Source organism: Flavobacterium commune (assembly GCF_001857965.1).
Classification (GTDB): Bacteria; Bacteroidota; Bacteroidia; order Flavobacteriales; family Flavobacteriaceae; genus Flavobacterium; species Flavobacterium commune.
This window is the reverse complement of the sequence record NZ_CP017774.1, coordinates 3,400,852-3,424,852: the sequence shown is the minus strand read 5'-3', so window position 1 is coordinate 3,424,852 and position 24,001 is coordinate 3,400,852. Positions and strand designations below refer to the sequence as shown.

The 24,001-nt window shown below is 33.8% G+C and carries 18 protein-coding genes; 14 read left to right on the top strand and 4 right to left on the bottom strand.

Annotated elements, in window-relative coordinates; all coding sequences use genetic code 11:
• Positions 1 to 5 precede the first annotated feature (5 nt).
• The 4 genes from BIW12_RS14170 (at position 6) to BIW12_RS16250 (ending at position 1,721) form a co-directional block, all read left to right on the top strand.
• The gene (locus BIW12_RS14170; protein WP_071185711.1) at positions 6 to 224 is read left to right on the top strand and encodes a YgaP family membrane protein; all 219 of its coding nucleotides are present in this window, start codon (positions 6 to 8) and stop codon (positions 222 to 224) included.
• A 107-nt stretch (positions 225 to 331) separates the two neighbouring features.
• The gene (locus BIW12_RS14165; protein ID WP_232227099.1) at positions 332 to 1,204 is read left to right on the top strand and encodes a methyltransferase domain-containing protein; all 873 of its coding nucleotides are present in this window, start codon (positions 332 to 334) and stop codon (positions 1,202 to 1,204) included.
• Between the two features lie 20 nt (positions 1,205 to 1,224).
• Positions 1,225 to 1,530, top strand: coding sequence for a thioredoxin (trxA, locus tag BIW12_RS14160; RefSeq protein ID WP_071185710.1), 306 nt, complete (start codon positions 1,225 to 1,227; stop codon positions 1,528 to 1,530).
• Positions 1,527 to 1,721, top strand: coding sequence for a DUF6132 family protein (locus BIW12_RS16250; protein WP_083382142.1), 195 nt, complete (start codon positions 1,527 to 1,529; stop codon positions 1,719 to 1,721). Before trxA ends, BIW12_RS16250 begins: the two co-directional genes overlap by 4 nt.
• A gap of 16 nt (positions 1,722 to 1,737) precedes the next feature.
• Here the strand turns inward: BIW12_RS16250 and BIW12_RS14155 are convergent, their stop codons facing one another.
• Entirely contained in the window at positions 1,738 to 4,269 is a 2,532-nt protein-coding gene (locus BIW12_RS14155) for a PAS domain S-box protein (RefSeq protein WP_071185709.1), read from the bottom strand.
• A 153-nt stretch (positions 4,270 to 4,422) separates the two neighbouring features.
• Between BIW12_RS14155 and BIW12_RS14150 the strand changes: the two genes are divergently transcribed.
• The 4 genes from BIW12_RS14150 (at position 4,423) to BIW12_RS14135 (ending at position 8,484) form a co-directional block, all read left to right on the top strand.
• Positions 4,423 to 4,998: a Crp/Fnr family transcriptional regulator gene (locus BIW12_RS14150; protein ID WP_071185708.1), complete on the top strand. Its 576-nt coding sequence runs from the start codon at positions 4,423 to 4,425 to the stop codon at positions 4,996 to 4,998.
• 68 nt (positions 4,999 to 5,066) lie between these two features.
• Positions 5,067 to 5,501 carry a carboxymuconolactone decarboxylase family protein gene (locus BIW12_RS14145; protein WP_071185707.1) on the top strand — a complete coding sequence of 145 codons (435 nt, stop codon included), beginning with the start codon at positions 5,067 to 5,069 and terminating at the stop codon, positions 5,499 to 5,501.
• Positions 5,502 to 5,685: 184 nt separating this feature from the next.
• Positions 5,686 to 7,056, top strand: coding sequence for a glycoside hydrolase family 28 protein (locus BIW12_RS14140; protein ID WP_071186452.1), 1,371 nt, complete (start codon positions 5,686 to 5,688; stop codon positions 7,054 to 7,056).
• Between the two features lie 15 nt (positions 7,057 to 7,071).
• The gene (locus BIW12_RS14135) at positions 7,072 to 8,484 is read left to right on the top strand and encodes a family 43 glycosylhydrolase (protein ID WP_071185706.1); all 1,413 of its coding nucleotides are present in this window, start codon (positions 7,072 to 7,074) and stop codon (positions 8,482 to 8,484) included.
• A 72-nt stretch (positions 8,485 to 8,556) separates the two neighbouring features.
• On the opposite strand, the gene yaaA is transcribed toward BIW12_RS14135, so the two are convergent.
• On the bottom strand, positions 8,557 to 9,315 hold the full coding sequence (yaaA, locus tag BIW12_RS14130) for a peroxide stress protein YaaA (protein WP_071185705.1): 759 nt from the start codon (positions 9,313 to 9,315) through the stop codon (positions 8,557 to 8,559).
• 391 nt (positions 9,316 to 9,706) lie between these two features.
• Here yaaA and nhaA point away from each other — a divergent pair, with 391 nt between their 5' ends.
• The 5 genes from nhaA to hemN all read left to right on the top strand — a co-directional run bounded on the left by nhaA (position 9,707) and on the right by hemN (position 16,701).
• Complete coding sequence (gene nhaA / locus BIW12_RS14125; protein ID WP_071185704.1) at positions 9,707 to 10,864, top strand: Na+/H+ antiporter NhaA; 1,158 nt, start codon at positions 9,707 to 9,709, stop codon at positions 10,862 to 10,864.
• Positions 10,864 to 12,174 carry a TIGR00341 family protein gene (locus BIW12_RS14120; RefSeq protein WP_181161646.1) on the top strand — a complete coding sequence of 437 codons (1,311 nt, stop codon included), beginning with the start codon at positions 10,864 to 10,866 and terminating at the stop codon, positions 12,172 to 12,174. The genes nhaA and BIW12_RS14120 overlap by 1 nt, the downstream gene beginning before the upstream one ends.
• Before the next feature lie 28 nt (positions 12,175 to 12,202).
• Positions 12,203 to 12,814, top strand: coding sequence for an alpha-ketoglutarate-dependent dioxygenase AlkB family protein (locus BIW12_RS14115; RefSeq protein WP_071185703.1), 612 nt, complete (start codon positions 12,203 to 12,205; stop codon positions 12,812 to 12,814).
• Positions 12,815 to 13,132: 318 nt separating this feature from the next.
• A complete protein-coding gene (locus BIW12_RS14110) occupies positions 13,133 to 15,109 on the top strand; it encodes a DUF349 domain-containing protein (RefSeq protein ID WP_071185702.1) in 1,977 nt (658 codons plus the stop codon).
• 227 nt (positions 15,110 to 15,336) lie between these two features.
• Positions 15,337 to 16,701, top strand: coding sequence for an oxygen-independent coproporphyrinogen III oxidase (gene hemN, locus BIW12_RS14105; protein ID WP_071185701.1), 1,365 nt, complete (start codon positions 15,337 to 15,339; stop codon positions 16,699 to 16,701).
• 498 nt (positions 16,702 to 17,199) lie between these two features.
• On the opposite strand, the gene BIW12_RS14100 is transcribed toward hemN, so the two are convergent.
• Both BIW12_RS14100 and gyrA read right to left on the bottom strand, forming a co-directional pair.
• Positions 17,200 to 18,474 (bottom strand): tetratricopeptide repeat protein, encoded by a 1,275-nt coding sequence (locus tag BIW12_RS14100; protein WP_071185700.1) that lies wholly within the window; start codon positions 18,472 to 18,474, stop codon positions 17,200 to 17,202.
• A 39-nt stretch (positions 18,475 to 18,513) separates the two neighbouring features.
• Positions 18,514 to 21,156: a DNA gyrase subunit A gene (gene gyrA, locus BIW12_RS14095; protein WP_071185699.1), complete on the bottom strand. Its 2,643-nt coding sequence runs from the start codon at positions 21,154 to 21,156 to the stop codon at positions 18,514 to 18,516.
• A gap of 256 nt (positions 21,157 to 21,412) precedes the next feature.
• Here gyrA and BIW12_RS14090 point away from each other — a divergent pair, with 256 nt between their 5' ends.
• A complete protein-coding gene (locus BIW12_RS14090) occupies positions 21,413 to 23,962 on the top strand; it encodes an ATP-dependent Clp protease ATP-binding subunit (RefSeq protein ID WP_071185698.1) in 2,550 nt (849 codons plus the stop codon).
• Positions 23,963 to 24,001: the final 39 nt, after the last annotated feature.

Below are 24,001 nucleotides of genomic sequence, written 5' to 3'. Positions count from 1 at the left end.
AAATCATGAAACATAATATGGGAAAAACAGACAAAACAATCCGTGTGACTATTGCAGTAGCAATTGCAGTATTGTATTTTACAGGAAACATTCCGGGGAATTTAGGAATTGCTGCAATGGCTTTTGCCGGAATGTTATTAATTACTGTAGGAATCAATTTTTGCCCTTTTTATACTCCCTGGGGAATTGATACTTACAAAAAGAATAAAGAAAAACTAAGCTAATTAGATGCTTAAAAGCAACAAAATTAAGAGATGAAATTTGGGTTACAAAATCTTTTGTAACTCTGCATAACTATGCTTTCATGACATTTGATAAAAATACGAATGTCATGAATAAGCTTTTAAAGTATAAAAATATTACTGTTATGAATAATGAACAATGCTGTACTATATCTTGCGAAAGTCCTTTAGATCAGAAACACTGGGATACGCAGTACAAAGCTCAGGCAACCGGATGGGATTTAGGTGCAATTGCCCCTCCTATTCAAAATTATATCGACTCATTAGTAAACAAAGAATCCCGCATTTTAATTCCAGGATGTGGCAACACTTATGAAGCCGAATATCTTTTAGAAAAAGGTTTTACCAATATTACTGTTATTGATATTGCGCCAACATTAGTAGCGATGCTGCAACAAAAATTTGCTGATAATCCGAATATCAAGATTGTATTAGGTGATTTTTTTGAACATCAAGGAGAATATGATCTCATTATCGAACAAACTTTTTTCTGTGCATTACCACCATTTTTACGTCAAAAATACGTTTGGAAAATGCACCAGCTTCTAGCTGATGGCGGAATACTTTCGGGATTATTGTTCAATCGAACTTTTGAAGTAAGTCCTCCTTTTGGCGGAAGCCAAAACGAATATGAAATGCTTTTTAAAGAGGCTTTTGTTTTCACAAAATTAGAAATGGCAAAAAATTCGGCAGAACCACGAAAAAATTCAGAGTTGTTTTTTGAATTTAAAAAGAATAGTACTGTTCAGGTTCGCCTTTATAGCTTCGAAGGAATTACTTGTAGCGGTTGTATGGAAACTGTGTCAACAAAATTTTCAGCCATTAACGAGGTTTTAAATGTAAGTATGAGTACTGACTTTTCCGAAGTTTTAATTATCAGCAAAAAAGAAATCCCGCTACAGGAACTACAAACAATAGTCTCTTATGACGAAAAATACAAAATACTCCAAATCGAATCCTAAAACAACTAACAATCCCAACTATGAACAGTAATTTCGATAAATTAATTCAATCTGAAAAACCCATTTTAGTCGATTTTTTCGCTACTTGGTGTGGTCCCTGCAAAATGTTGAGTCCGATTTTAAAAGAAGTCAAAGACCAATTAGGAGAGCAAATTTCCATTATAAAAATTGATGTCGATAAAAACCAGCAAGTTGCTGCGCAATATCAGGTGCGTGGAGTTCCCACAATGATTTTATTCCAAAACGGAAAGCAATTGTGGAGACAATCGGGAGTTTTAGATAAAAATGCAATTATCAATGTTATTTCTGAAAAAAGCATAAAATGAACAAAAAAACAATCATAATCACACTCGTAGGAATATTAATTGGCGCAGTAGCCGGCTATTTGTATTACCACTATGTGGGATGTATTACAGGAACTTGTGTCATCACTTCAAAACCTATTAATGCCACCCTCTACGGTGCCTTAATAGGCGGATTACTCTCTAACTCATTGATAAAAACCGATAAAAAATAATTTTGATTAAGTTTTATTACCCCACTAACCATTTATTGAGTACAATTTCTAAATCAGATGGGATGATGGGTTTTGTTATATAATCATTCATCCCTGATTTTAAACATTCTTCTTTTTCTTCAATAAATATTCCTGCAGTCAGGGCAACAATAGGTGTAAATGAGTTTTCTTCGATTTTTCTAATTTCATAAGTGGCCTCAAAACCGTTTTTATTAGGCATTTGAATATCCATCAAAATAATATCCGGTTGTTGGATTTTGTATTGCTCAACGGCTTGCTCCCCATCAAAAGCCTCTAAAATAGAGCAATCAGGAATAATTTTTTGAATCAGTGTTTTGGCCAAAAACATATTAATCTTATTGTCTTCTACAATTAAAACTTTCTTGCTTCCGGGAATTGGCTTCGCTACAGTCATTTTCTCTGATTGTGATTGATGTTGAATTTTAAAATTTGATTTTTTTAAAGTAATGCAAAAATAGAAATTACTTCCTTCTCCCGGAATACTTTCTAATTGTAATTTAGAATCCATCAACTCTAAAAGCTGATTGGAAATAGCTAATCCTAATCCGGTGCCTCCAAATTGACGACTTGTTGAATTGTCTTCCTGCACAAAGGAGTGAAAAATTTTATCTCGATTCTTTGGATTAATCCCTATTCCTGTGTCTTTTACCGAAAAACTAAGATGGACATAATCAGCTTCAATAGGCAATAAAGCTTCAATATCCAATCGTATTTGCCCTTTTTGGGTAAACTTGATGGCATTGCCTAATAAATTAACTACAATCTGTTTTAATCGTAAAAGATCAACAAAAACAAACTGAGGCACACTAGCATCAATATTCAAAATCAGATCAATTTGCTTTTGAGTTGCCTGGTATTTAAATAATGAAATTATCTGATTTGACAATGCAAAAAGATCTACTTCTTCAATTTTAAGTTCTAATTTTCCTGCTTCAATCTTAGAAAAGTCCAAAATATCATTCACAATATCCATTAATGTCATGGCTGATTCATTTATGGTTGACATGTATTTTTGTTGTTTTTCTTCTAATTTAGTCTCCATTAACAACGAAGTAAAACCAATAATTCCATTGAGCGGAGTTCTAATTTCATGGCTCATATTGGCTAAGAAATCGGTTTTGTATTTATTGGCAGCTTCGGCTTGTTCTTTGGATTTTTGAATCTCTTCATTCATTTTATGTTGCTCAGTAATATCTCTGGAAATACATATAAAATGAGGTTCTTTGTTTGCTTCTTCCTTCATGGGTGCAATCGACAGTTCGTACCAATGAAGACCATCCGGCATTTCCAAAGTATATTGCTCTCCGTTAGAAAAGCCCTTTTCGGAAGCTTCTTTTAAAGCATATAAACAGGTTTGAGCCGCATTGGGAGGAAGTACATCCGGAATTTTTTTGCCTATAAACTGTTCTACAGGCATTAACAAACTATTGGTGTTTTGAGAATGATAATTATAAATAATGCTATCCAGACCTATTTCAAAAATCATATCAGGAATAGCCTGAATTATGGCTTCGAGCTTTTTATTTGCACTCAAAAATTTATCTTCAGCCAGTTTACGCTCCGTTATATCGGTAATTGTCCCAATAAAACCAATAATTTGATTCTCTGCATTTGTTTCGGGAGTTGCCTGACCTATCACCCAAACAATTGTTCCGTCGGGTTTAACAAAACGATATTCTAACAATGACTTTTCTCTGTTTTTAACTACTTTTTTCCATTCATTAAATAATTTAACCTGATCGTCAGGATGAATAGCTAAATACCATCCGCTGCCCATGGATTGCTCAAAGTTGATGCCTACAATTTGTGTCCAGCGTTGATTGACATAAGTAGTTGCTCCTGTTAAATCGGTTCTGTAAATTCCTACCGGAGAAACCTCAGTTAGAGTATGGAATCGTTTTTCACTTTGAGCAACCGCCTCCTCAGCTCTTTTTCGCATTTTTTCTTTTTCAAAAAACTCTAAGGCAAAAGAAACATCGGAAGTTGCATTATCTAATAATTGTATCTCTTCGTCATCAAAGTAATTTTTTTCAGCTGCATAAATAACAAAAACACCTATTACCTTGTCAAACATTTTAATAGGCAAAGCCATAACTGACAAAAAACCTTTTTTCAATGCTTCTTCCCGCCAGGGTTCCATAATTGGATCATCTTCAATAGCATTACATAACTTGTATTTTGCTGTTCGCATAGCAATTCCTGCGGGGCCTGTACCTCCTTTTTGTTTAGAACTAAGAGAAATAGTTTTAACTATTGACAAATAATCCTGATGATCTCCAGCTACACTCACCGGAAGTACTTCTTTAGTTTCCGGATTAATCAAACCAATCCAGGCCATTTTAAATTTACCAACTTCGATAGCAACATCACAAACTTCCTGAAACAACTGCTTTCTATCCTGAATACGAACAATTAACTGATTAATTCTACTCACAAAAAGATACAAGCGCTTGGCTTTATTCATCTTTTGCTCCTGATTTTTTATCTTAACTAATAATTCGTCATAAGTAGTTTTTTTGTCTTCCATACAATCATGTCTAAGTCAATGTATTTACTGATAAATATACACATTTGGAATTAAAAAAAGTCCCGGACATTAACAAAAAATATAGTGCTAAAACTATTTTTTATGCTTAAATTTGGAAAACTACAGTCTTAAAAACACCTTTTTAAAAAAACAATGTTCGAAATATTCAGACTTCATCTAGAAAAGTTTATCCAAATCAACGAAGAAGAGTTTGCAGCCATCATTCCTTTTTTTAAAGTTATAGAAGTTAAAAGAAAAGAAAACCTACTTATAGAAGGCGCTATTTGCAAATCGCATTTTTTTGTTCTTGAAGGCTGTTTGAGAAAGTTTTTTATCAACGACAAAGGAATTGAACAAACCACCGAATTTGCCATAGAAAACTGGTGGATTACCGATAACATTGCCTACGAACACGGATTAGCAACCTCTTTTTACATTCAGGCTGTAGAAAAATCAGAAATAATGCTTATCGAGCGCGAGGCCCAGGAAAAACTTTTAAAAAAATTTCCTAAAATGGAGCGCTATTTTAGATTCATCTATCAACGTGCTTATGCCGCTTCGCAAATGAGAATAAAATATCTATATGATTTTACAAAAGAAGAATTTTACGAACAGCTTTGTAAAAGCCAACCCGAATTTGTCCAACGCATTCCACAATACCTCATTGCTTCTTTTCTGGGATTCTCCCCTGAATATTTAAGCGAAATCAGGAAAAAAAAGCGTTCTTAAACCAGTTTAAGTTTTTACTGTTTCTTATTGCTGAACTTTGCTCTATTAAAATATAAAACTATAAAAAAATGAGAGTAAATATCAACGAAACAGAGCCCCAAGCTTTTAAAGCCATGTATGCCTTAGAAGGTTATTTAGCTACTATTCAATTATCTAAAATTGAGAAAGAATTAATTAAAATCCGTGCTTCTCAAATTAACGGTTGTGCCTTTTGTATCGACATGCACACTAAAGATGCCCTTAAATACGGAGAGACTACCCAACGCATTTTTCTGCTAAATGCATGGCACGAAACCCAATTATTTACCGAAAAAGAAAAAGCAATTTTAGCTATTACCGAAGAAATCACTTTGATTACCAACAAAGGATTATCGGATGCAACTTACGCAAAAGCCGAAGAATTTTTCGACCAAAATCAAATTGCACAAATTATCATGGCAGTAGTTACGATCAATGCCTGGAACAGAATTGCCGTAAGCACCAATTTAGAACCTGCTCAATAAAAAATTAGGCTACTAAATAATAATACCTCGCTTGAAGCAATTTAAGCGGGGTATCTGTTTTTAATCAGGATAGTTTTCTTTAAAGGCTTTTATATTTTTGCTTACTCCATTAAAAAAATGGAAAGTAATTAAAACCCAACTGAATTATTTCAGTTTTTATATAATTAACCAAAATTACCTTTTAATGAAAAAATTTATTCTGTGTGCTTCGCTAATTCTTTCACTTTCACTTTATTCTTTCAATATTGATCCTCCAAAGGTGACTCAAAAAGAAACAAAAGTTAAAGCACCTTTTGGAACCACTAAGATTAAAACCCCTGACTTTAGTAATTGTGCCACATTCTTAATCACTAATTTTGGCGCTATCAAAGGAGACCAAAATAAAACTACCCAAGCTATCGCTAAAGCTATTGATGCTGCTAACAAAGCGGGAGGCGGAATTGTTGTAATTCCGGAAGGAGAATGGCTTACCGGAAAAATCCACTTTAAAAGCAATGTCAATTTACATTTAAACAAAGGTGCTTTGCTGCTTTTCTCCGATAATCCAAACGATTATTTACCTGCTGTTCATTCTACCTGGGAAGGATTGGAATGTTACAATTATTCTCCTTTAATTTATGCTTACCAATGTAAAAACATCGCTATTACCGGCGAAGGTGGTATTAAGGCTAAGATGGATTTTTGGAAAAAATGGGCTGGTCGTCCCGCAGGTCACATGAATAGTTTAAAAAGACTGTACAATTTATCAGGTCAAAATGTTCCTGTTGAACAGCGTGTGATGGTCAACGATACGGCTAATCTTCGGCCGCAATTTATTCAATTTAACCGAAGCGAAAATATATTATTGGATGGAGTTTCAATAACCAATAGTCCGTTTTGGACGGTTCACATGTACCTTTCTAAGGATATTATTGTTCGAAATCTAAACATCTATGCCCATGGTCATAACAACGATGGTTTTGATCCTGAAATGAGTCAGAACATTTTAGTAGAAAACGTAACTTTCGATCAGGGTGATGATGCTATTGCTGTAAAATCAGGTAGAAATCCCGAAGGATGGCGCTCTAAAACTCCAACTAAAAACTTAATCATTCGCGACTGTATCATTAAAAACGGACACCAATTATTAGCTGTAGGAAGTGAATTATCAGGCGGAATAGAAAATGTTTTTATAGACAATTGCGAGGTATTGGATGGAGCAAAAATGTTCAATTTGGTATTCATTAAAACCAATGAACGTATGGGCGGTTATGTAAAAAATATTTATGTACAAAATATCAAAGGAAGCAAAATGGATTTTGGAGTACTTGGCATTGAAACAGATGTTTTGTACCAATGGAAAAATTTAGTCCCAACAGTTGAACGTCGCCTGACTCCTATTTCTAATGTTTTTCTAAAAAATGTTACAGCAAAAAACGTGAAATTTATTTCCCGAATTAAAGGTGAAAAAGAATTACCTATAAAAAACATTTCTCTTAAAAATGTCACTGCCGAAACCATTCAAGGAGAAGAAAAACACATTAGTGAAAACGTTTTAAACTTTAAAGTTAAGTAATCAAACACCTATTTTATGTTTCAAAAAAACTATAAAAACACCATTCTAACAATAGCATTTTTCACCATTTCTACTTTGGCAGTAGCCCAAAAAGAAAAAATTGACGCTATTTATTCGGGAATTCCATGGTTTGACAATAATGGAAATGTGGTAAGTGCACATGGAGCCAATATTGTAAAAGACAACGGCAAATACTACCTTTTTGGAGAATACAAAAGCGACGATAATAATGCTTTTAATGGATTTAGTTGTTATTCTTCAACCGATTTATACAACTGGAAATTTGAAAAAATGGCATTAGCTGTACAAAAATCAGGGGCTTTGGGTCCTGATCGTGTTGGCGAAAGACCAAAAGTAATGAAATGTCCTAAAACCGGAGAATACATCATGTACATGCACGCCGATGACCTGAAATACAAAGACCAATATGTGGGTTATGCCACCTCTAAAACCATCAATGGCGAATATACTTTCCAAGGGCCTGTGCTTTTTGAAGGTAAACCTATCAAAAAATGGGATATGGGTACTTTTCAGGATGCTGATGGCAGCGGTTACATTATTACACATTCAGGAAATTTATATAAGCTGAATGATGATTATAAAAGTGTAACAGAACAATTGGTAAAAGACATGACATCGCATTGTGAAGCTCCGGTAATTATAAAAAAAGGCAATACTTATTTTTGGTTGGGTTCTGAACTAACTTCATGGGAACGAAACGACAATTATTATTTTACAGCTCCTTCTCTAAAAGGACCTTGGAAATCTCAAGGTATTTTCGCCCCTAAAGATTCATTAACCTGGAATTCACAATCTACATTTGTACTTCCAATAGTCGGTTCAAAAGACACAACTTATCTGTTCATGGGAGACCGCTGGGCTTATCCTCGTCAAAATTCGGCGGCCACTTATGTATGGCAACCGCTTTTAGTAACCGAAACCAGTATTTCACTTCTGGATTATAAACAAAGTTGGCAAATTGATATAGCAAAAGGCACCTGGTCTGCATCAAAGATAAAAGGAACCGAAATTGAAAATACCAATACCAAAGCGATTCAATATTCAGGGAATTGGTCACAAGATAAATCGTCCAAAATAAGTCAATCTGATGCTAAAGGAGCTTCTTTTTCGGTTGATTTTAAAGGAAGACAAGTTGGTTTTTATGGCACTTCAAAAGTAGATGGCGGTTATGCTGCTATTGTTATCAAAAACAAAAAAGGGAAAACAATACTATCGTCCACAATTGATATGTATTGCAAATACACCGAAAACTCTTTGAAATTCCTTAGCCCGGTTTTAACAAAAGGAAGTTATAACATAACGGTTACTGTAGTGGGCGAACACGGAAATTGGTACAAAAAAGACGGAACAGGTTTTGGAAGCACAGGAAATTTTGTTTCTGTTGACAAAATCATCGTTAAAAATTAAACCGCTCTAAAACAAAAAAATCCCCAAATAGTATCTAACTTTTTGGGGGCAATCTAGTTTTGGGGATTTTTTTTATCGTGTAAAAACCAAATGATTTCCTTTGGATAAATTAGCATCAAACTGATAACCTTCGTAATCAAAACCTTTAAGTTCATCAATAGTTTCGACATGATTGTCAATAATGTAACGCACCATCATTCCTCTTGCTTTTTTAGCAAAAAAACTAATCATCTTCAGTTTTCCATCTTTATAATCTTTGAAATCCGGAGTAATTACAGGAACTTTCAAGACTTTGGCATCAATTGCCGAGAAATATTCGTTACTGGCCAAATTAACAAACAATTCGTCTTTTTTCAATTCTTTATTTAAGAAGTGAGTTAAAGTTGTTTTCCAAAATTCGTAAAGATTTTTTTTATCCTCAATAGGCAATTTCGTTCCCATTTCGAGTCGGTAGGCCTGCATTAAATCCAATGGTTTCAAAATTCCATACAAACCCGATAAAATTCTTAATTTGTCTTGCAGTATTTCAAGTTTTTCAACAGGAATTGAGTAAGCATCTAGACCGGTATAAACATCGCCATCAAATGTATAAACGGCAGGACGGGCATTTTCAGGTGTAAAAGGTGTTTTCCACTCTTTGTTTCGTTGCCAGTTCAAATCAGCCAGTTTATCTGAAATAGACATCAATTCGGACAAATCCTTAGGCGATTGTTGTTTCAATACTTTATGAACTTGTCTGGACTCTTTTAAGAATAAAGGTTGAGAAAACTGGCTTGTAGGCAATTCTTTTTCAAAATTCAGAGATTTAGCGGGTGATATTACTATTTTCATTTAGGTTCAGTTTGTTGGACTTTTGTTATTCCATTCAAAAATACTAATTGGAAACAAATTAATAAGCCCGAATTATAATAGTTTTATGAAAAAGCTATGAAAACAAAAAACAAATACCATCTAAAACACTCATTTAAAAAGAATTAAAACCAACTATGTTTTTACGGGATAAAATTGTATTCAAAAATTATTGCAACAATTCAATAAAAAGGAACTCAATTATTTCTCATTTTTTTTATTTTAGAAAAAAAATAAAAATAAAACATTATCATTTTGACAACAACTCTTTACTTTTAATTTTGTTATTTTTGCTTATCTCTACATTTTTAATAAATATACAAGTAAAAAAAGTCCTTTTTTTAACTAAATGACAATAATAATTCAAATTCACATGAAAACATCCATTAAACGCCTTTACCAATCAGAACTTTTTAAAGATTTTTTTGAAAATGAAAAATCCAGTGGACTTGTTTTAATTGGTTGTACGCTGATTTCCTTACTACTTGCTAATTCCTTTTTTTCAAGCCAATATTTACACACCTGGCACATGCAAATAGGGACTGAAAGTCTTGAATACTGGATTAACGATGGTTTGATGACTATTTTCTTTTTATTAATTGGATTGGAGCTGGAACGAGAAGTTTACATAGGCGAATTATCAAATATCAAAGAGGCTTTATTACCTATTTTTGCTGCCTTAGGCGGTATACTGGTTCCGGCGGGTATTTATCTCATGTTTAATTACGGAACGGCAACACAGTCAGGAGCAGGAATCCCAATGGCCACCGATATTGCTTTTGCACTAGGTGTTCTTTCTTTATTAGGTAATCGGGTACCGTTATCATTAAAAATATTTTTGACTGCTTTGGCTGTCATCGACGATCTAGGGGCAATTTTAGTAATTGCATTCTTTTATACCAGCACTATTTTTTGGACTAATCTGGCTATTGCCTTAGGAATTTTACTCTTTTTATTCATCCTTAACCGAATGAAAGTTCACAATCTGATTCCTTATCTGGCAGGAGGAGTTGTTATGTGGTATTTTATGTTAAATTCCGGAATTCATGCCACTATTACCGGTGTGTTGCTAGCATTTGTAATTCCCTTTGGAGACGGAACTAAAAATAGTATTTCGTATAAATTACAGCATTTTTTACACAAACCGGTTGCTTTCATTATCCTTCCTATATTTGCTTTAGCTAACACTGCCATTGTTCTAAGTCCTGATATTGTATCTGCGTTGAATTTAGATTACAGTAAAGGAATCATGTTAGGTTTAATAATAGGGAAACCAATTGGAATTGCTTTATTTAGCTTTCTGGCTGTTGCAATTGGTCTTTGTAAACTACCTAAAGATCTAAACTGGAAAACTATTATTAGCGTAGGATTTCTGGGTGGAATAGGTTTTACTATGTCCATCTTTGTAACCTTACTGGCTTTTACTGACCATCATATCATTAACAATGCTAAATTTATCATTCTAATTGCATCATTAATTGCCGGTTGTATTGGTTTTATGTTATTAAAACTGAACTTAAAGAAAAAATAATGAGCCATATAATCAACAAAATTATTGCCTATATTAATCTTGACAAAGGAGAAGAAGACAAATCTAAAGTTTTAGACAATGTAAAGACAAATGTCTCCTTTAGAGGTTCTAACTTATGGATTTTAGCCTGTGCCATAGTAGTAGCTTCAGTTGGTTTAAATGTCAATTCTACTGCTGTTATTATTGGTGCAATGCTTATTTCTCCATTGATGGGACCGATTGTTGGAGCAGGTTTTGGACTTGGAATATATGATTTTGGATTATTGAAAAGGTCTTTAAAAAACCTTTTAATTGCAACCATTGTAAGTTTATTGGTCTCAACTGTTTATTTCTACATCAGTCCGTTCAAAGAAGCACAACCCGAACTTTTATCCAGAACGTCACCAAATATTTATGACATCCTTATTGCTTTCTTTGGAGGCTTAGTAGGTGCAATTGCAATTACCAGAGTCGAAAAAGGGAACCCTATTCCGGGAGTTGCCATTGCTACCGCTTTGATGCCTCCTTTATGTACGGCAGGATACGGTTTGGCAACAGCCAACTTTAAATTCTTTTTAGGAGCATTATACCTCTATTCCATCAATTGCATTTTTATTTGTATTTCAACTTTTTTTATTGTCAAATTTCTAAACTATCCAATCAAAAAACAATTGGATGAAAAACACCAAAAAAGAGTTAAATATTACATAACCTTCTTATTGATTATTTTTATTATTCCCAGCATTTATTTTGCTTATCAGTTATTTGAAGAAAAAAAATACAAACAGCAAATTACTCTTTTTACCGAAAAAGAATTTACCGAAAAAGGAATCACAATAGTTTATCAAAAAACTAAATTCAATAAAAATCCTAAAACTCTTGAATTAGGATTTCTTTCTAAACGTTTTACAGCACAAGAAATCAAGGAACTCAATAACAATTTAAAAAATTACGAGCTATACAATACCAAACTCATCATCAAACAAGACACTACTGATCTAAAAAATGATATTCTAAACGAAATTAATTCCAACAAATCAGCTTTAAGTCAAAAAGACATCACTATTTTAAATTTAAAGAAACAAATAGAAGCTAATCATTTTGAAAACAAAGCATTATTAGCCGAAATAAAAATTTTATTCCCTGCTATTGAAAATATCTCTATTTCAAATCATCGTTTTAATGAAAATACCGATAGTCTAAAAGTTGTTCCGGTACTTATATATCAGAGTAAAAAAGAGATTAAGACATCTGATAAAATAAAATTAATACTCTGGTTGCAAAAACGATTATCTAAAAAACAGTTCGAAATTTACCGACAAGACCAATAACTCTATTAAGAACTAAATAGTAAAAATTATGGATCTGTTTAATCCTGAATTTAATCCAAACACTAATCTACTACCCCAAGACGGAACAGTATTGTACTATGGAAAAATCATGGATTATGCCAAAGCAGATTATTTTTTTAATCGTTTAATGGAAAATATCGAATGGAAAAATGACGAAGCCATTATTTTTGGTCAACTCATTACCACCAAACGAAAAGTGGCCTGGTATGCTGATACCAACTTTAAATACAGCTATTCAAAAATTACCAAAGAAGCTCTTCTATGGACTCCGGAACTGCTGGAATTAAAAGCCTTAACAGAAGAAAAAACAGGAGAAACCTACAATTCCTGTTTGCTCAATTTATACCACAATGGCAATGAAGGTATGGCCTGGCATAGCGATGCTGAAAAAGATTTAAAGAAAAACGGAGCGATTGCTTCATTGAGTTTTGGTGCCCAAAGAAAATTTGCCTTTAAACACAAAACTACCAAAGAGAATGTTTCCCTAATCTTAGAACACGGAAGTCTTCTGGTTATGAAAGACCAAACCCAGACACACTGGCTGCACCGCCTTCCTCCTACTACAAAGATTAACAAACCCAGAATTAACCTGACTTTTAGAACTATAGTTTCACAATAAAGTTTTAATCTCTTTAGGTTTAATTTCCTGGAAGCTCTGCTTCGTTTTTTACCGCAGATTCGCAGATTATAATATGAAAATCTGCGAATCTGCAGTTGTTTTTCTAATACCACGTGGGCTCTGCTCCGAGGCAGTTTATTTTTAATAAGAACTAAAAAACTTATTTCTACTGTAAAAAAACTACAAAAATCACTTAAAAGCAATCCTTTTTTTAAGGAAACCAACTAATAAACAAAGCTTTTATTTTGTTTTTCAACAGACCTTTAGTATCTTTCCAATCGATTTAACCAATTTAAACAACCTTAAACATTTAAAAAAATGTTAGAAGCAACGAATGATAACCTGCCTCAGTCACAGAATGAGTCAGACGGAGGAAACTTAGCCACTGATGTTCAAGCGAACAATCAAGCTACAACTAATCCTGAAATGGATAATAACCCAGCCATAGAAGAGGCGGATGAAGCAACAGAAATATGCGAAAAGCAACAGGCTTTGAACGAAATTGAGGCTTCTAATGCTGAAGAACATGAGGACGAAACCTTAAAAGCCCGTCATGAAATTCCAATGCTCGATTACGATACACTATCAATGGAGGCATTAGTAAATGAATTGCAAAAACTGGTTTCAAATGAAAAAGTCATGTCAATACGTGACCATGTTGAAGAAATTAAAAAAGCTTTTTTCTCAAAATACAATCATTTTATCGAAGAGAAAAAAGAAGATTTTCATACCGAAAACCCGGACACAACAGAAGAATTTCAATATCATTTTCCTTTAAAATCTAAATTTGACCAACTTTATAATTTATATAAGGATAATAAAAACACCCATTTTAAAAGTTTAGAAAACAATCTAAAAACCAATTTAGAAATCCGTTTAGCAATTGTTGAAGAGCTAAAAGAACTAATTAATCCTAATGAAAACATCAAGGATACCCTAAAACATTTCAACGAATTAAGAGAACGCTGGAAAAATGCAGGATCAATCCCAAAGGATAAATACAACCACGTTTGGAACAACTACCATTTTCATGTTGAGAATTTTTACGATTATCTGCATTTAGATCGTGAAGCCAGAGATTTGGATTTCAAACACAATTTAGAGCAAAAACAAAAAATTATTGCCCGTGTAGAAGAATTACTTCACGAACAGGATATCAACAAAGCTTTTAGAGAATTACAGGATTTACACCGTATTTGGAAAGAAGAAATTGGACCTGTTTCCAGAGAACATCGCGATGTTATTTGGAATCAATTTAGTGATTTGACTAAAAAAATGCACGACAAACGCGAAATTTTATTTGAAAAAATAAGAGGAACTGAGCAAGAAAATCTGGAAAAAAAGAATGCTATTATTGCTCAAATTGAAGAGTTAGCCACTATAAAAGTAAATGCTCATCCTCAATGGTTAGTTCAAATAGAAAAAGTTGAAGCCTTGAGAGAAAGCTTTTTCTCTACAGGAAAAGTACCTACAGATGTGAACGAAGCGACCTGGGCAGCTTTTAAAACCGCTGTTAAAAATTTTAATACTTTTAAAAATTCATTTTACAAAGACATTAAAAAAGAACAAAACGAGAATCTTACCAAAAAGAATGCACTTGTTGCCAAAGCAAATGAACTAAAAGAAAGTGACGATTTTGCAGCCACTACTCCTATCATGAAACAAATTCAGGAGGACTGGAAAAAAATAGGTCATGTTCCAAGAAAATATTCTGATAAAGTTTGGGCTGAATTTAAAGAAGCCTGTAACCACTATTTTGATCGGTTAAAAGAACAAAAAAGCGAAGAAAATGCAGGGGAAATGGAAGCTTTTGACAAAAAGAAAGCTTACTTGGAGTCTTTAAAAGAATTTCAACTAATAGGTGAACACAAAACCGATTTAGACGCTATAAAACAGCATATTGAAACTTGGAAATCTTTTGGAAAAGTACCTTTTACCCGAAGACATATCGAAGGAAAATTCAATAAAATACTGGATGCACTTTTTGACAAACTAAGCTTGAGTAAAAAAGATTCGGATATGATGCGTTTTGCTAACAAAATTGAGAATCTTTCCGAAGGTGGCGATAATCGAAAATTGGAAAACGAAAAGATTTTTATCATTCGCAAAATCGAGGAAGTTCAGAACGAAATTTTCCAATTGGAAAACAACATTCAGTTTTTTACTAATACTAAAAATGCTAAAAAAGAAAACTCCATTGTTCTGGAAGTTCGCAAAAATATTGCTATCCACAAAGAAAGTTTAGATACCTGGAAAGAAAAACTAAAACAACTTAGAAATCTAAATCAGGAATAACAGGAAAAGTTAGAAGTTAGAAGTTAGAAGTGGAAAGTTAGAAATTCAAAAAACAGACACTAGGAACTAGATAAAACAGCAATTTTCAACTGAGAATTGCTGTTTTTTTTTACACAATGTTTGTCCCTCTTCAGATTTCCACTTCTAACTTAATTTCCCAACCATGATAATTGTCATTTTAATTCGCCCCAAATCAAACTATTTTTGGCTTATTAAAAAGAAGTGTCATGAAAAATTCTTTGATTCAAAAATACAATGTACCCGGGCCGCGATACACCAGTTATCCAACAGTTCCTTACTGGAATGAAGCTGATTTCTCCTATCAGGATTGGGTTTCCTCTTTCAAAAAAACATTCCTGGAAAGCAATACTACAGAAGGAATTAGTTTATACATACACCTTCCTTTTTGCGAAAGCCTGTGTACTTTTTGTGGTTGCAATAAGCGAATTACCAAAAATCATAGTGTCGAATCACCTTATATCCAGGCGGTTTTAAAAGAGTGGAACTTGTATTGCGAACTGCTGAACGAACAGCCCATTATCAAAGAAATTCATTTAGGAGGCGGAACACCTACTTTTTTTTCGACCGAAAATCTCGAAGAATTGATCAACGGAATTTTTGCCAAAGCTGTTAAGGCCAAAGATTACGAATTTAGTTTTGAAGGACATCCTAATAATACTTCACATGCACACCTAAAAAAGCTTTACGATTTGGGTTTTAGAAGAGTGAGTTTTGGTGTTCAGGATTATTCTGAAAAAGTGCAAAAAGCCATTCATCGTGAACAGCCTTTCCACAATGTGGCCAAAGTGACTTTTTGGGCCAGAGAAATTGGCTATACTTCTATAGGCCACGATATAATTTTTGGCTTGCCTTTCCAAAAAATAGAAGATGTAGTGGACACAATCGAAAAAACCAAATCCCTCCAACCCGACCGCCTGGCATTTTACAGCTATGCCCATGTGCCATGGATAAAAGGAAACGGACAACGTGGGTTTAAAGACGAAGATATCCCTAAAGACAGAGAAAAAAGGCTGTTGTACCGAATAGGAAAAGAATTATTACTTAAAAATGGCTACCACGAAATAGGAATGGATCATTTTGCACTGGAAACTGATAGTTTGTACCAATCCTTTAAAAACGGGCAATTGCATCGTAATTTTATGGGATACAGTTCATCAAAAACCAAACTGATGATAGGTTTGGGCGTTTCGTCAATTGGTGACAGCTGGTACAGTTTTGCGCAAAATGAAAAAAGTCTAGACGATTATTATAAAGCTTTAGCTCAAAACAAACTACCAATTTTTAGAGGACATTTATTAACCGAAGAAGATCTTATCATTAGAAAACACATCCTGAATTTAATGTGTCAATTTGAAACCACTTGGGATGAAAAAAACACTTATTTCAAAGAAATCCCCGAAGTTTTAGAACAACTGCAAGAAATGGAAAAAGACGGCATTTTGATTATGTTGGAAAACGGAATTCAGGTAAGCGATAAAGGCAAAGCCTATGTTCGAAATATCTGTATGGCTTTTGATCTGCATTTAAAACGAAAAGCACCAGAAACCGCCTTGTTTTCGATGACGATATAGCTCCTTTTTTAGATCTACTAAGCCGAAAACCAAACACCATCTGAAAATCCGATTTATATCATATTTCGGTTTTTTTTATGGTGTATAATTTTATAAGATTTTACAACTGACTTTTACTATTGAAATTATTGATTAGAAACAAACAGTTTATAATGAAATAAAAAGTCATCCTATTCTTTTTTTTTGTAAAAAAATATTAATTTATTATTTATTGAAATATAGCTATAAAGAAGAACTATACATCCAATTTTGAGTAGATTTCTACTACTTAGTAAGAAGTAAACAGAATTTGTATAAAGCCTAACCAAATTGAAATCAATTGAATTAAAAAAATCAAACTCTTCCACCTAAAGTTTAGGAACATAAAAAAGAAAAAGTTATTTCCGAAATAGTCAAGTTTCTGAAAAACTCAAAAATCGGAAATAACTTTTACAAATGGAATTACTGTTTAGTTGACTTTTATCTAAAATTACTTTTAGAATTAAAAATCACTGAAGCTTATTTTTTCATTTTAGCTTTTAAGGCATTTTTTTCGGCAGTCATTTCTAATGCGCTGTAAACACCAGAAAGAGTTTTTACAATATCAGTATTCTCAGGATCTAATTCATAGGCTTTTTGCAAATAAGGCAATGTGCTTCTGAATAAATCTTCTCTTTTCTTTTTCAACACATCATAACGTTTCATATCCTTATCAGAAGTACCTAATTTATTCATTTCTTCGATAAGTACTTTCTCGTTTTGTAATTTCAAAACGGCTAAGTTTATGTAAGCATTAGTATAATCAGGCTTGATTTCAACGGCTCTTTTGTAATATTTCTCAGCTTCTACATTGTCATTTGCATTAGCAGAAATGACTCCCAGGTTATAAACCAATCCTGCATCATTAGGATTTTTTGCTAATACTTCTGTAATAATCTGTTTGTATTTATCAAAATCTTTAGTTTGCAAATACAAGTTAGCTTCAGTCAACATCAAAGAAGAATCGTCAGGATTTGTAACTCTGGCATCAGCAACTGCTTTTTTAGCTTCGGCAATTTTTCCTTGATCTACTAAAATTAAAGCCATGTTTTTGTAGATTTCACCTCTTTTTGACGGAATTTCTTCCGTTCTTGGTTTTTCATGAGTTCCTAGTTTTACCGCTCTGTCTCTTTCGGCAGCTGAAGCAAATCCAACTTCCTGACCGTTAACTTTACTGGTAGCTAAATACTCAGTTCCTTTTCCTGAATAATTTATTTTTTTCAATTCATTATACAACTCCATCGCCTTATCATAATCTTTAGCACTTACATAAGTTGAAGCTGCATAATAAAGATAAATGGTATCTTTTTTATCTAATTGATAAGCTTCGTACAATTTTTTAGCACCTTCCAGATTATTATTTTCTTTTGTTGCCGCAACTCCACTGTTAATTAACAAGCCTTTAATTTTAGTAATTGAAGTAGCTGCTTGAGAAGAATATTTTAATTTTCCGGAAGCTTTTTCAGCAGCAATTAACTCTTTATAAGTATCTGCCGCTATTGCCATATTTGCATCTGTATCTACTTTTTTATCTACCAAATCCAAATAGGCATTTGCTTTTAAAAAATAATACTGTGCTTTTTCTTCATCTGTTGCATTAGCTAATACAGGTTCAACCGCTTTTAAAAGATTTAATACCTCTTTAGCATCTCCGTCTTTTACCGCCTTCTCAGCAGCTTTTAATTCTTTTTTCTGAGCAAAAGTAGCTACCGACAACACTAAAGCCGATGCCAACATTACATATTTACTTTTCATAAAATTTATTTTTAATTTTTAATACTTTTTAATTACAATTTATGCCTCGTCATCGTCATCAGCATCATCTTCATCATCCTCAGGAGTTTCTTCGTCATCTTCTTCGTCATCTTCTACAGCTCCGTCGTCTTCAAGGACTTCTAAAACAGGTTTTACTCTTTCGATAATTGCATCTTCGATAACATTACCATCTTCATCAACAACTACCTGCTCTTCATCGTCTTTCATCACTTTGGCAACTGCAGCAATAGAATCATTTCCTTTCAGGTTGATGAGTTTAACACCCTGAGTAGCACGTCCCATAACACGTAAATCTTCAATAGCCATTCTGATAGTTAATCCTGATTTATTGATAATCATTAAATCATCGGCATCAGTAACAGCGCTTATCGAAATCAATTTACCTGTTTTCTCGGTGATATTAAGTGTTTTAACACCTTTTCCTCCACGATTAGTAATTCTGTAAACATCTTCACCATCTTCATCAACTAATTTCGTACGTTTTCCGTATCCATTTTCGGTTACCACTAAAATTTGCGAATCGCTAATATCGTTTTTATCAACAGTAACCATACCAATTACTTCATCAGTATCGTCTTTTAGTGTAATTCCACGTACTCCTGAAGCGGTTCTTCCCATCGGACGGGTTTTAGTTTCTTCAAAACGAACTAACTTACCAGACTTCACAGCCAGGATAATTTGGCTTTCACCATTAGTCAACTCAGCACCTAGTAATTCATCACCTTCTTTAATAGTAATAGCGGCAACACCGTTTACACGAGGCTTAGAATATTTTTCCAGCGAAGTTTTCTTAACCTGACCTTGTTTAGTTACCATAACCAGGTTATGCTTTTGAATGTAATCTTGGTCTTTTAAATCCTGAGTACAAATAAATGCTTTTACTTTATCATCACTCTCGATATTAATCAAATTCTGAATCGCTCTACCTTTAGCTGTTTTACTTCCTTCCGGAATTTCGTAAACACGCATCCAGAAACATTTTCCTTTTTGGGTAAAGAACATCATGTACTGGTGATTTGTTGCCACAAACATATGTTCTAAGAAATCCTGATCTCTGGTTCCGGCACTTTTTTGTCCTACCCCTCCTCTATTCTGAGTTTTATATTCTGTAAGGTTGGTACGTTTGATATATCCTGCATGCGAAATCGTAATTACTACATTCTCGTCGGCAATTAAATCTTCTATACTTACATCTCCACCTGAATATTCAATTTGAGAACGACGTGCATCACCATACTTATCACGTATTTCAGTAAGTTCTTCTTTAATTAATTCCGTTCTTAAATTCACATCAGCTAATAAAGCTTTCAAATGCTCAATTAACTTCATCAATTCCTCATACTCTGCTCTTAATTTATCTTGTTCCAGACCTGTCAACTGACGCAAACGCATCTCAACAATTGCTCTAGCCTGAATATCTGATAATTTGAATCTTTCAATTAACTTTTCACGAGCTTCCTCTGTATTTTTAGAACCTCTAATCAACGCAATTACTTCATCAATATTATCAGAAGCAATAATTAAACCTTCAAGAATATGTGCTCTTTCTTCGGCTTTACGCAATTCAAACTGTGTTCTTCTAACCACTACATCATGACGGTGCTCTATAAAATAATGAATCATATCTTTTAGATTCAACATTTGTGGGCGACCTTTCACTAATGCAATATTGTTTACACTAAACGAAGATTGTAATTGTGTGAATTTATATAAGGTATTTAAAACTACATTTGGAGTAGCATCACGCTTAAGAATATAAACGATGCGCATACCATTTCTATCTGATTCGTCTCGAATATTTACAATTCCTTCAATCTTTTTCTCGTTAACTAAATCGGCAGTACGTTTAATCATATCTGCTTTGTTAACCTGATACGGAATTTCAGTAACAACAATACACTCTCTTCCATCAACTTCTTCAAAACCAACTTTGGCACGCATTACAATACGTCCTCTACCTGTTTTGAAAGCTTCACGAACACCTTCATAACCATATATAACACCTCCTGTTGGAAAATCAGGGGCTTTAATATGGTGCATTAATTCATCTATTTCAATATCATTATTATCAAGATATGCTAATGTACCATTGATTACTTCAGTTAAATTATGAGGAGGCATATTAGTAGCCATACCTACTGCAATACCTGTCGCTCCGTTAACTAATAAAGTAGGAACACGGGTTGGCATTACTTTTGGCTCATATAAAGTATCGTCAAAGTTCAATTGAAAATCAACTGTTTCTTTTTCGATATCTGCCATGATTTCTTCTGAAATTTTGCGCATTCTGGCCTCAGTATAACGCATCGCTGCCGGGCTATCGCCATCCACAGAACCAAAGTTACCCTGACCATCAACTAATAAATAGCGCATACTCCATTCCTGAGCCATACGAACCATGGCATCATAAACAGAGGTATCTCCGTGTGGGTGGTACTTTCCTAAAACTTCACCGACAATTCTTGCGGATTTTTTGTGAGCAGATCTTGAAGTTACTCCTAAATCATACATTCCATAAAGCACTCTTCGATGTACAGGTTTCAAACCATCTCTAACATCCGGAAGTGCTCTTGATACAATAACCGACATTGAATAATCAATGTAAGCTGATTTCATTTCATCTTCAATGTTAATAGGAATTAACTTTTCTCCTTCTGACATAAGTTGTTATATTAAAAAATTATATTCATTTCAAAACGTGCCAATATACGGATTTCTGAAATTTTGGAAAGCTTTTCAGTGTACTAATTTCAATGATTTATTAACAAATTAACATTCGCTTTTGTTTAATAAATTAAAGGCAAAATCGAGCTTTTTTGTCTTTTTTTTTGTCTATTAGCTGACATAAGTACTTAGGTACGGTTTTTGTTTTTCAATTAGTAATTCACTAAATTTACACATACTAGAATTAAACATTATGGATGATAATTTTTCACCAAGGGTAAAAGATGTTATTACCTACAGTAAAGAAGAGGCTTTACGATTAGGTCATGACTTCATTGGGACTGAACACTTGATGCTTGGTATCCTTAGAGATGGTAATGGTAAAGCAATACAGATATTAAACAGTTTGTCTATTGATTTAGACCATTTACGCCGAAAGGTAGAAATCCTAAGCCCAGCAATCCCGGGAATAGATAGTAATTTAGAAAAGAAAAATCTGCATTTGACTCGTCAGGCGGAGCGTGCTCTGAAAACAACCTTTTTGGAAGCCAAAGTTTTCCAGAGTCCATCAGTAAGCACAGCTCATTTATTACTATGTATATTAAGAAACGAAAACGATCCTACAACCAAGCTATTGAATAAACTAAAAATAGATTATGACGTAGCCAAAGAACAATATCTAAATATGACACCAAGCGAAGAAGAATTCTTAGAAAACTTACCAAGAGCTACAGACTCTTACAATGACGATTTAGGACAAGATGACAGTTTAAAAGAAGGTAACTTCAACAATCCTGCAAATAAGTCTAACAAGAAATCTAAAACCCCTGTTTTGGACAACTTCGGTAGAGACTTAACCGAAATGGCAGAAGAAGGAAAACTGGATCCTGTTGTAGGACGCGAAAAAGAAATAGAACGTGTTTGTCAAATTCTAAGCCGTCGCAAAAAAAACAACCCATTATTAATTGGTGAACCGGGAGTTGGGAAATCAGCCATTGCCGAAGGCTTAGCATTGCGTATTATCCAAAAGAAAGTATCCCGTATTCTTTTCAATAAACGTGTTGTTACCTTAGATTTAGCAAGCTTAGTTGCCGGTACTAAATACCGCGGTCAGTTTGAGGAACGCATGAAAGCCGTGATGAACGAATTAGAAAAAAATGACGACATCATTCTTTTCATTGACGAAATTCACACTATCGTAGGAGCTGGTGGCGCTACTGGATCATTAGATGCTTCCAACATGTTCAAACCTGCTTTAGCCAGAGGTGAAATCCAATGTATTGGTGCAACAACACTAGATGAATACAGACAGTACATCGAAAAAGATGGTGCTTTAGAAAGACGTTTTCAAAAAATTATTGTAGAACCTACTACTGTAGAAGAAACAATTACCATTTTGAACAATGTTAAAAACAAATACGAAGATCACCACAATGTTACTTACACTCCAGAAGCTATTGAAGCCTGTGTGAAATTAACAAACAGATATATGTCGGAACGTTTTTTACCAGACAAAGCTATTGATGCTATGGACGAAGCTGGTTCTCGCGTACATATTACCAACATTGAAGTTCCTAAAAAAATACTTGATTTAGAACGTCAATTAGAAGAAATTAGAGACTTAAAAAATGCGGTAGTCAAAAAACAGAAATATGAAGAGGCTGCTAAACTTCGCGATGATGAAAAACGCATCGAGAAAGATTTAGCAATCGCTCAGGAACAATGGGAAGAAGATGCTAAAAGCAACCGAATTCAGGTAACTGAAGACAATGTTGCCGATGTGGTTTCTATGATGACCGGAATTCCGGTAAATCGTATTGCACAAACAGAAAGCAATAAATTAGCTAAACTACCGGAACTTATTGAAAGCAAGGTTATTGGTCAAAAAGAAGCTGTGATTAAAATTGCCCGTTCTATCCAAAGAAACCGTGCCGGATTGAAAGATCCTAATCGACCTATTGGTTCCTTCATTTTCTTAGGACAAACAGGAGTTGGAAAAACACAATTAGCTAAAGTTTTAGCTAAAGAATTATTCGATTCTGAAGATGCTCTGGTACGAATTGACATGAGCGAATACATGGAGAAATTTGCCATTTCCCGTTTAATTGGTGCGCCTCCAGGATACGTAGGTTACGAAGAAGGTGGACAATTAACTGAGAAAGTACGCAGAAAACCGTATGCTGTTGTTCTTTTAGACGAAATTGAAAAAGCACATCCGGACGTGTTCAACATGTTATTACAAGTACTTGATGACGGTTATTTAACAGATAGTTTAGGTCGCAAAATTGATTTCAAAAACACTATTATTATCATGACTTCTAACGTAGGAGCAAGACAATTAAAAGATTTTGGTCAGGGAGTAGGTTTTGGAACTGCTGCCAAAGTAGCACAGGCTGATGACAATTCGAAAAGCATTATTGAAAACGCTTTGAAGAAAACATTTGCACCTGAATTCTTAAACAGAATTGACGATGTAATTGTGTTTAACGCTTTAGAAAAAACCGATATTGATTTAATTATCGAAATCGAATTGAAAAAATTATATGCCAGAATTGCTGAATTAGGATACAATTTAAATCTTTCTGATAAAGCCAAAGCATTTATTGCTGAAAAAGGTTTCGACAAACAATTTGGTGCAAGACCTTTAAAAAGAGCGATTCAAAAATATGTTGAAGATACACTTGCCGAAGAAATTATTACTTCAAAAATTACAGCTGGCGATGAAATCTTCATGGATATAGAAGATGGTTCTCAAGAACTAACTGTAAAAATTCACAAAACAGGAGAGGCTACTAATTTATAACCCCAGCCCTTCTCAACACCACATAAGCCCGTTACGTTT

Excerpts from the sequence above, each read along its gene's own strand:
- BIW12_RS14150 (WP_071185708.1), top strand. The coding sequence starts at position 4,423 with ATGTTCGAAATATTCAGACTTCATCTAGAAAAGTTTATCCAAATCAAC.
- BIW12_RS14120 (WP_181161646.1), top strand. The coding sequence starts at position 10,864 with ATGAGCCATATAATCAACAAAATTATTGCCTATATTAATCTTGACAAA.
- BIW12_RS14110 (WP_071185702.1), top strand. The coding sequence starts at position 13,133 with ATGTTAGAAGCAACGAATGATAACCTGCCTCAGTCACAGAATGAGTCA.
- yaaA (WP_071185705.1), bottom strand. The coding sequence starts at position 9,315 with ATGAAAATAGTAATATCACCCGCTAAATCTCTGAATTTTGAAAAAGAA.
- BIW12_RS14140 (WP_071186452.1), top strand. The coding sequence starts at position 5,686 with ATGAAAAAATTTATTCTGTGTGCTTCGCTAATTCTTTCACTTTCACTT.
- BIW12_RS14145 (WP_071185707.1), top strand. The coding sequence starts at position 5,067 with ATGAGAGTAAATATCAACGAAACAGAGCCCCAAGCTTTTAAAGCCATG.
- nhaA (WP_071185704.1), top strand. The coding sequence starts at position 9,707 with ATGAAAACATCCATTAAACGCCTTTACCAATCAGAACTTTTTAAAGAT.
- BIW12_RS14155 (WP_071185709.1), bottom strand. The coding sequence starts at position 4,269 with ATGGAAGACAAAAAAACTACTTATGACGAATTATTAGTTAAGATAAAA.
- BIW12_RS14165 (WP_232227099.1), top strand. The coding sequence starts at position 332 with ATGAATAAGCTTTTAAAGTATAAAAATATTACTGTTATGAATAATGAA.
- gyrA (WP_071185699.1), bottom strand. The coding sequence starts at position 21,156 with ATGTCAGAAGGAGAAAAGTTAATTCCTATTAACATTGAAGATGAAATG.
- hemN (WP_071185701.1), top strand. The coding sequence starts at position 15,337 with ATGAAAAATTCTTTGATTCAAAAATACAATGTACCCGGGCCGCGATAC.
- BIW12_RS14135 (WP_071185706.1), top strand. The coding sequence starts at position 7,072 with ATGTTTCAAAAAAACTATAAAAACACCATTCTAACAATAGCATTTTTC.
- BIW12_RS14100 (WP_071185700.1), bottom strand. The coding sequence starts at position 18,474 with ATGAAAAGTAAATATGTAATGTTGGCATCGGCTTTAGTGTTGTCGGTA.
- BIW12_RS14115 (WP_071185703.1), top strand. The coding sequence starts at position 12,203 with ATGGATCTGTTTAATCCTGAATTTAATCCAAACACTAATCTACTACCC.
- trxA (WP_071185710.1), top strand. The coding sequence starts at position 1,225 with ATGAACAGTAATTTCGATAAATTAATTCAATCTGAAAAACCCATTTTA.
- BIW12_RS16250 (WP_083382142.1), top strand. The coding sequence starts at position 1,527 with ATGAACAAAAAAACAATCATAATCACACTCGTAGGAATATTAATTGGC.
- BIW12_RS14090 (WP_071185698.1), top strand. The coding sequence starts at position 21,413 with ATGGATGATAATTTTTCACCAAGGGTAAAAGATGTTATTACCTACAGT.
- BIW12_RS14170 (WP_071185711.1), top strand. The coding sequence starts at position 6 with ATGAAACATAATATGGGAAAAACAGACAAAACAATCCGTGTGACTATT.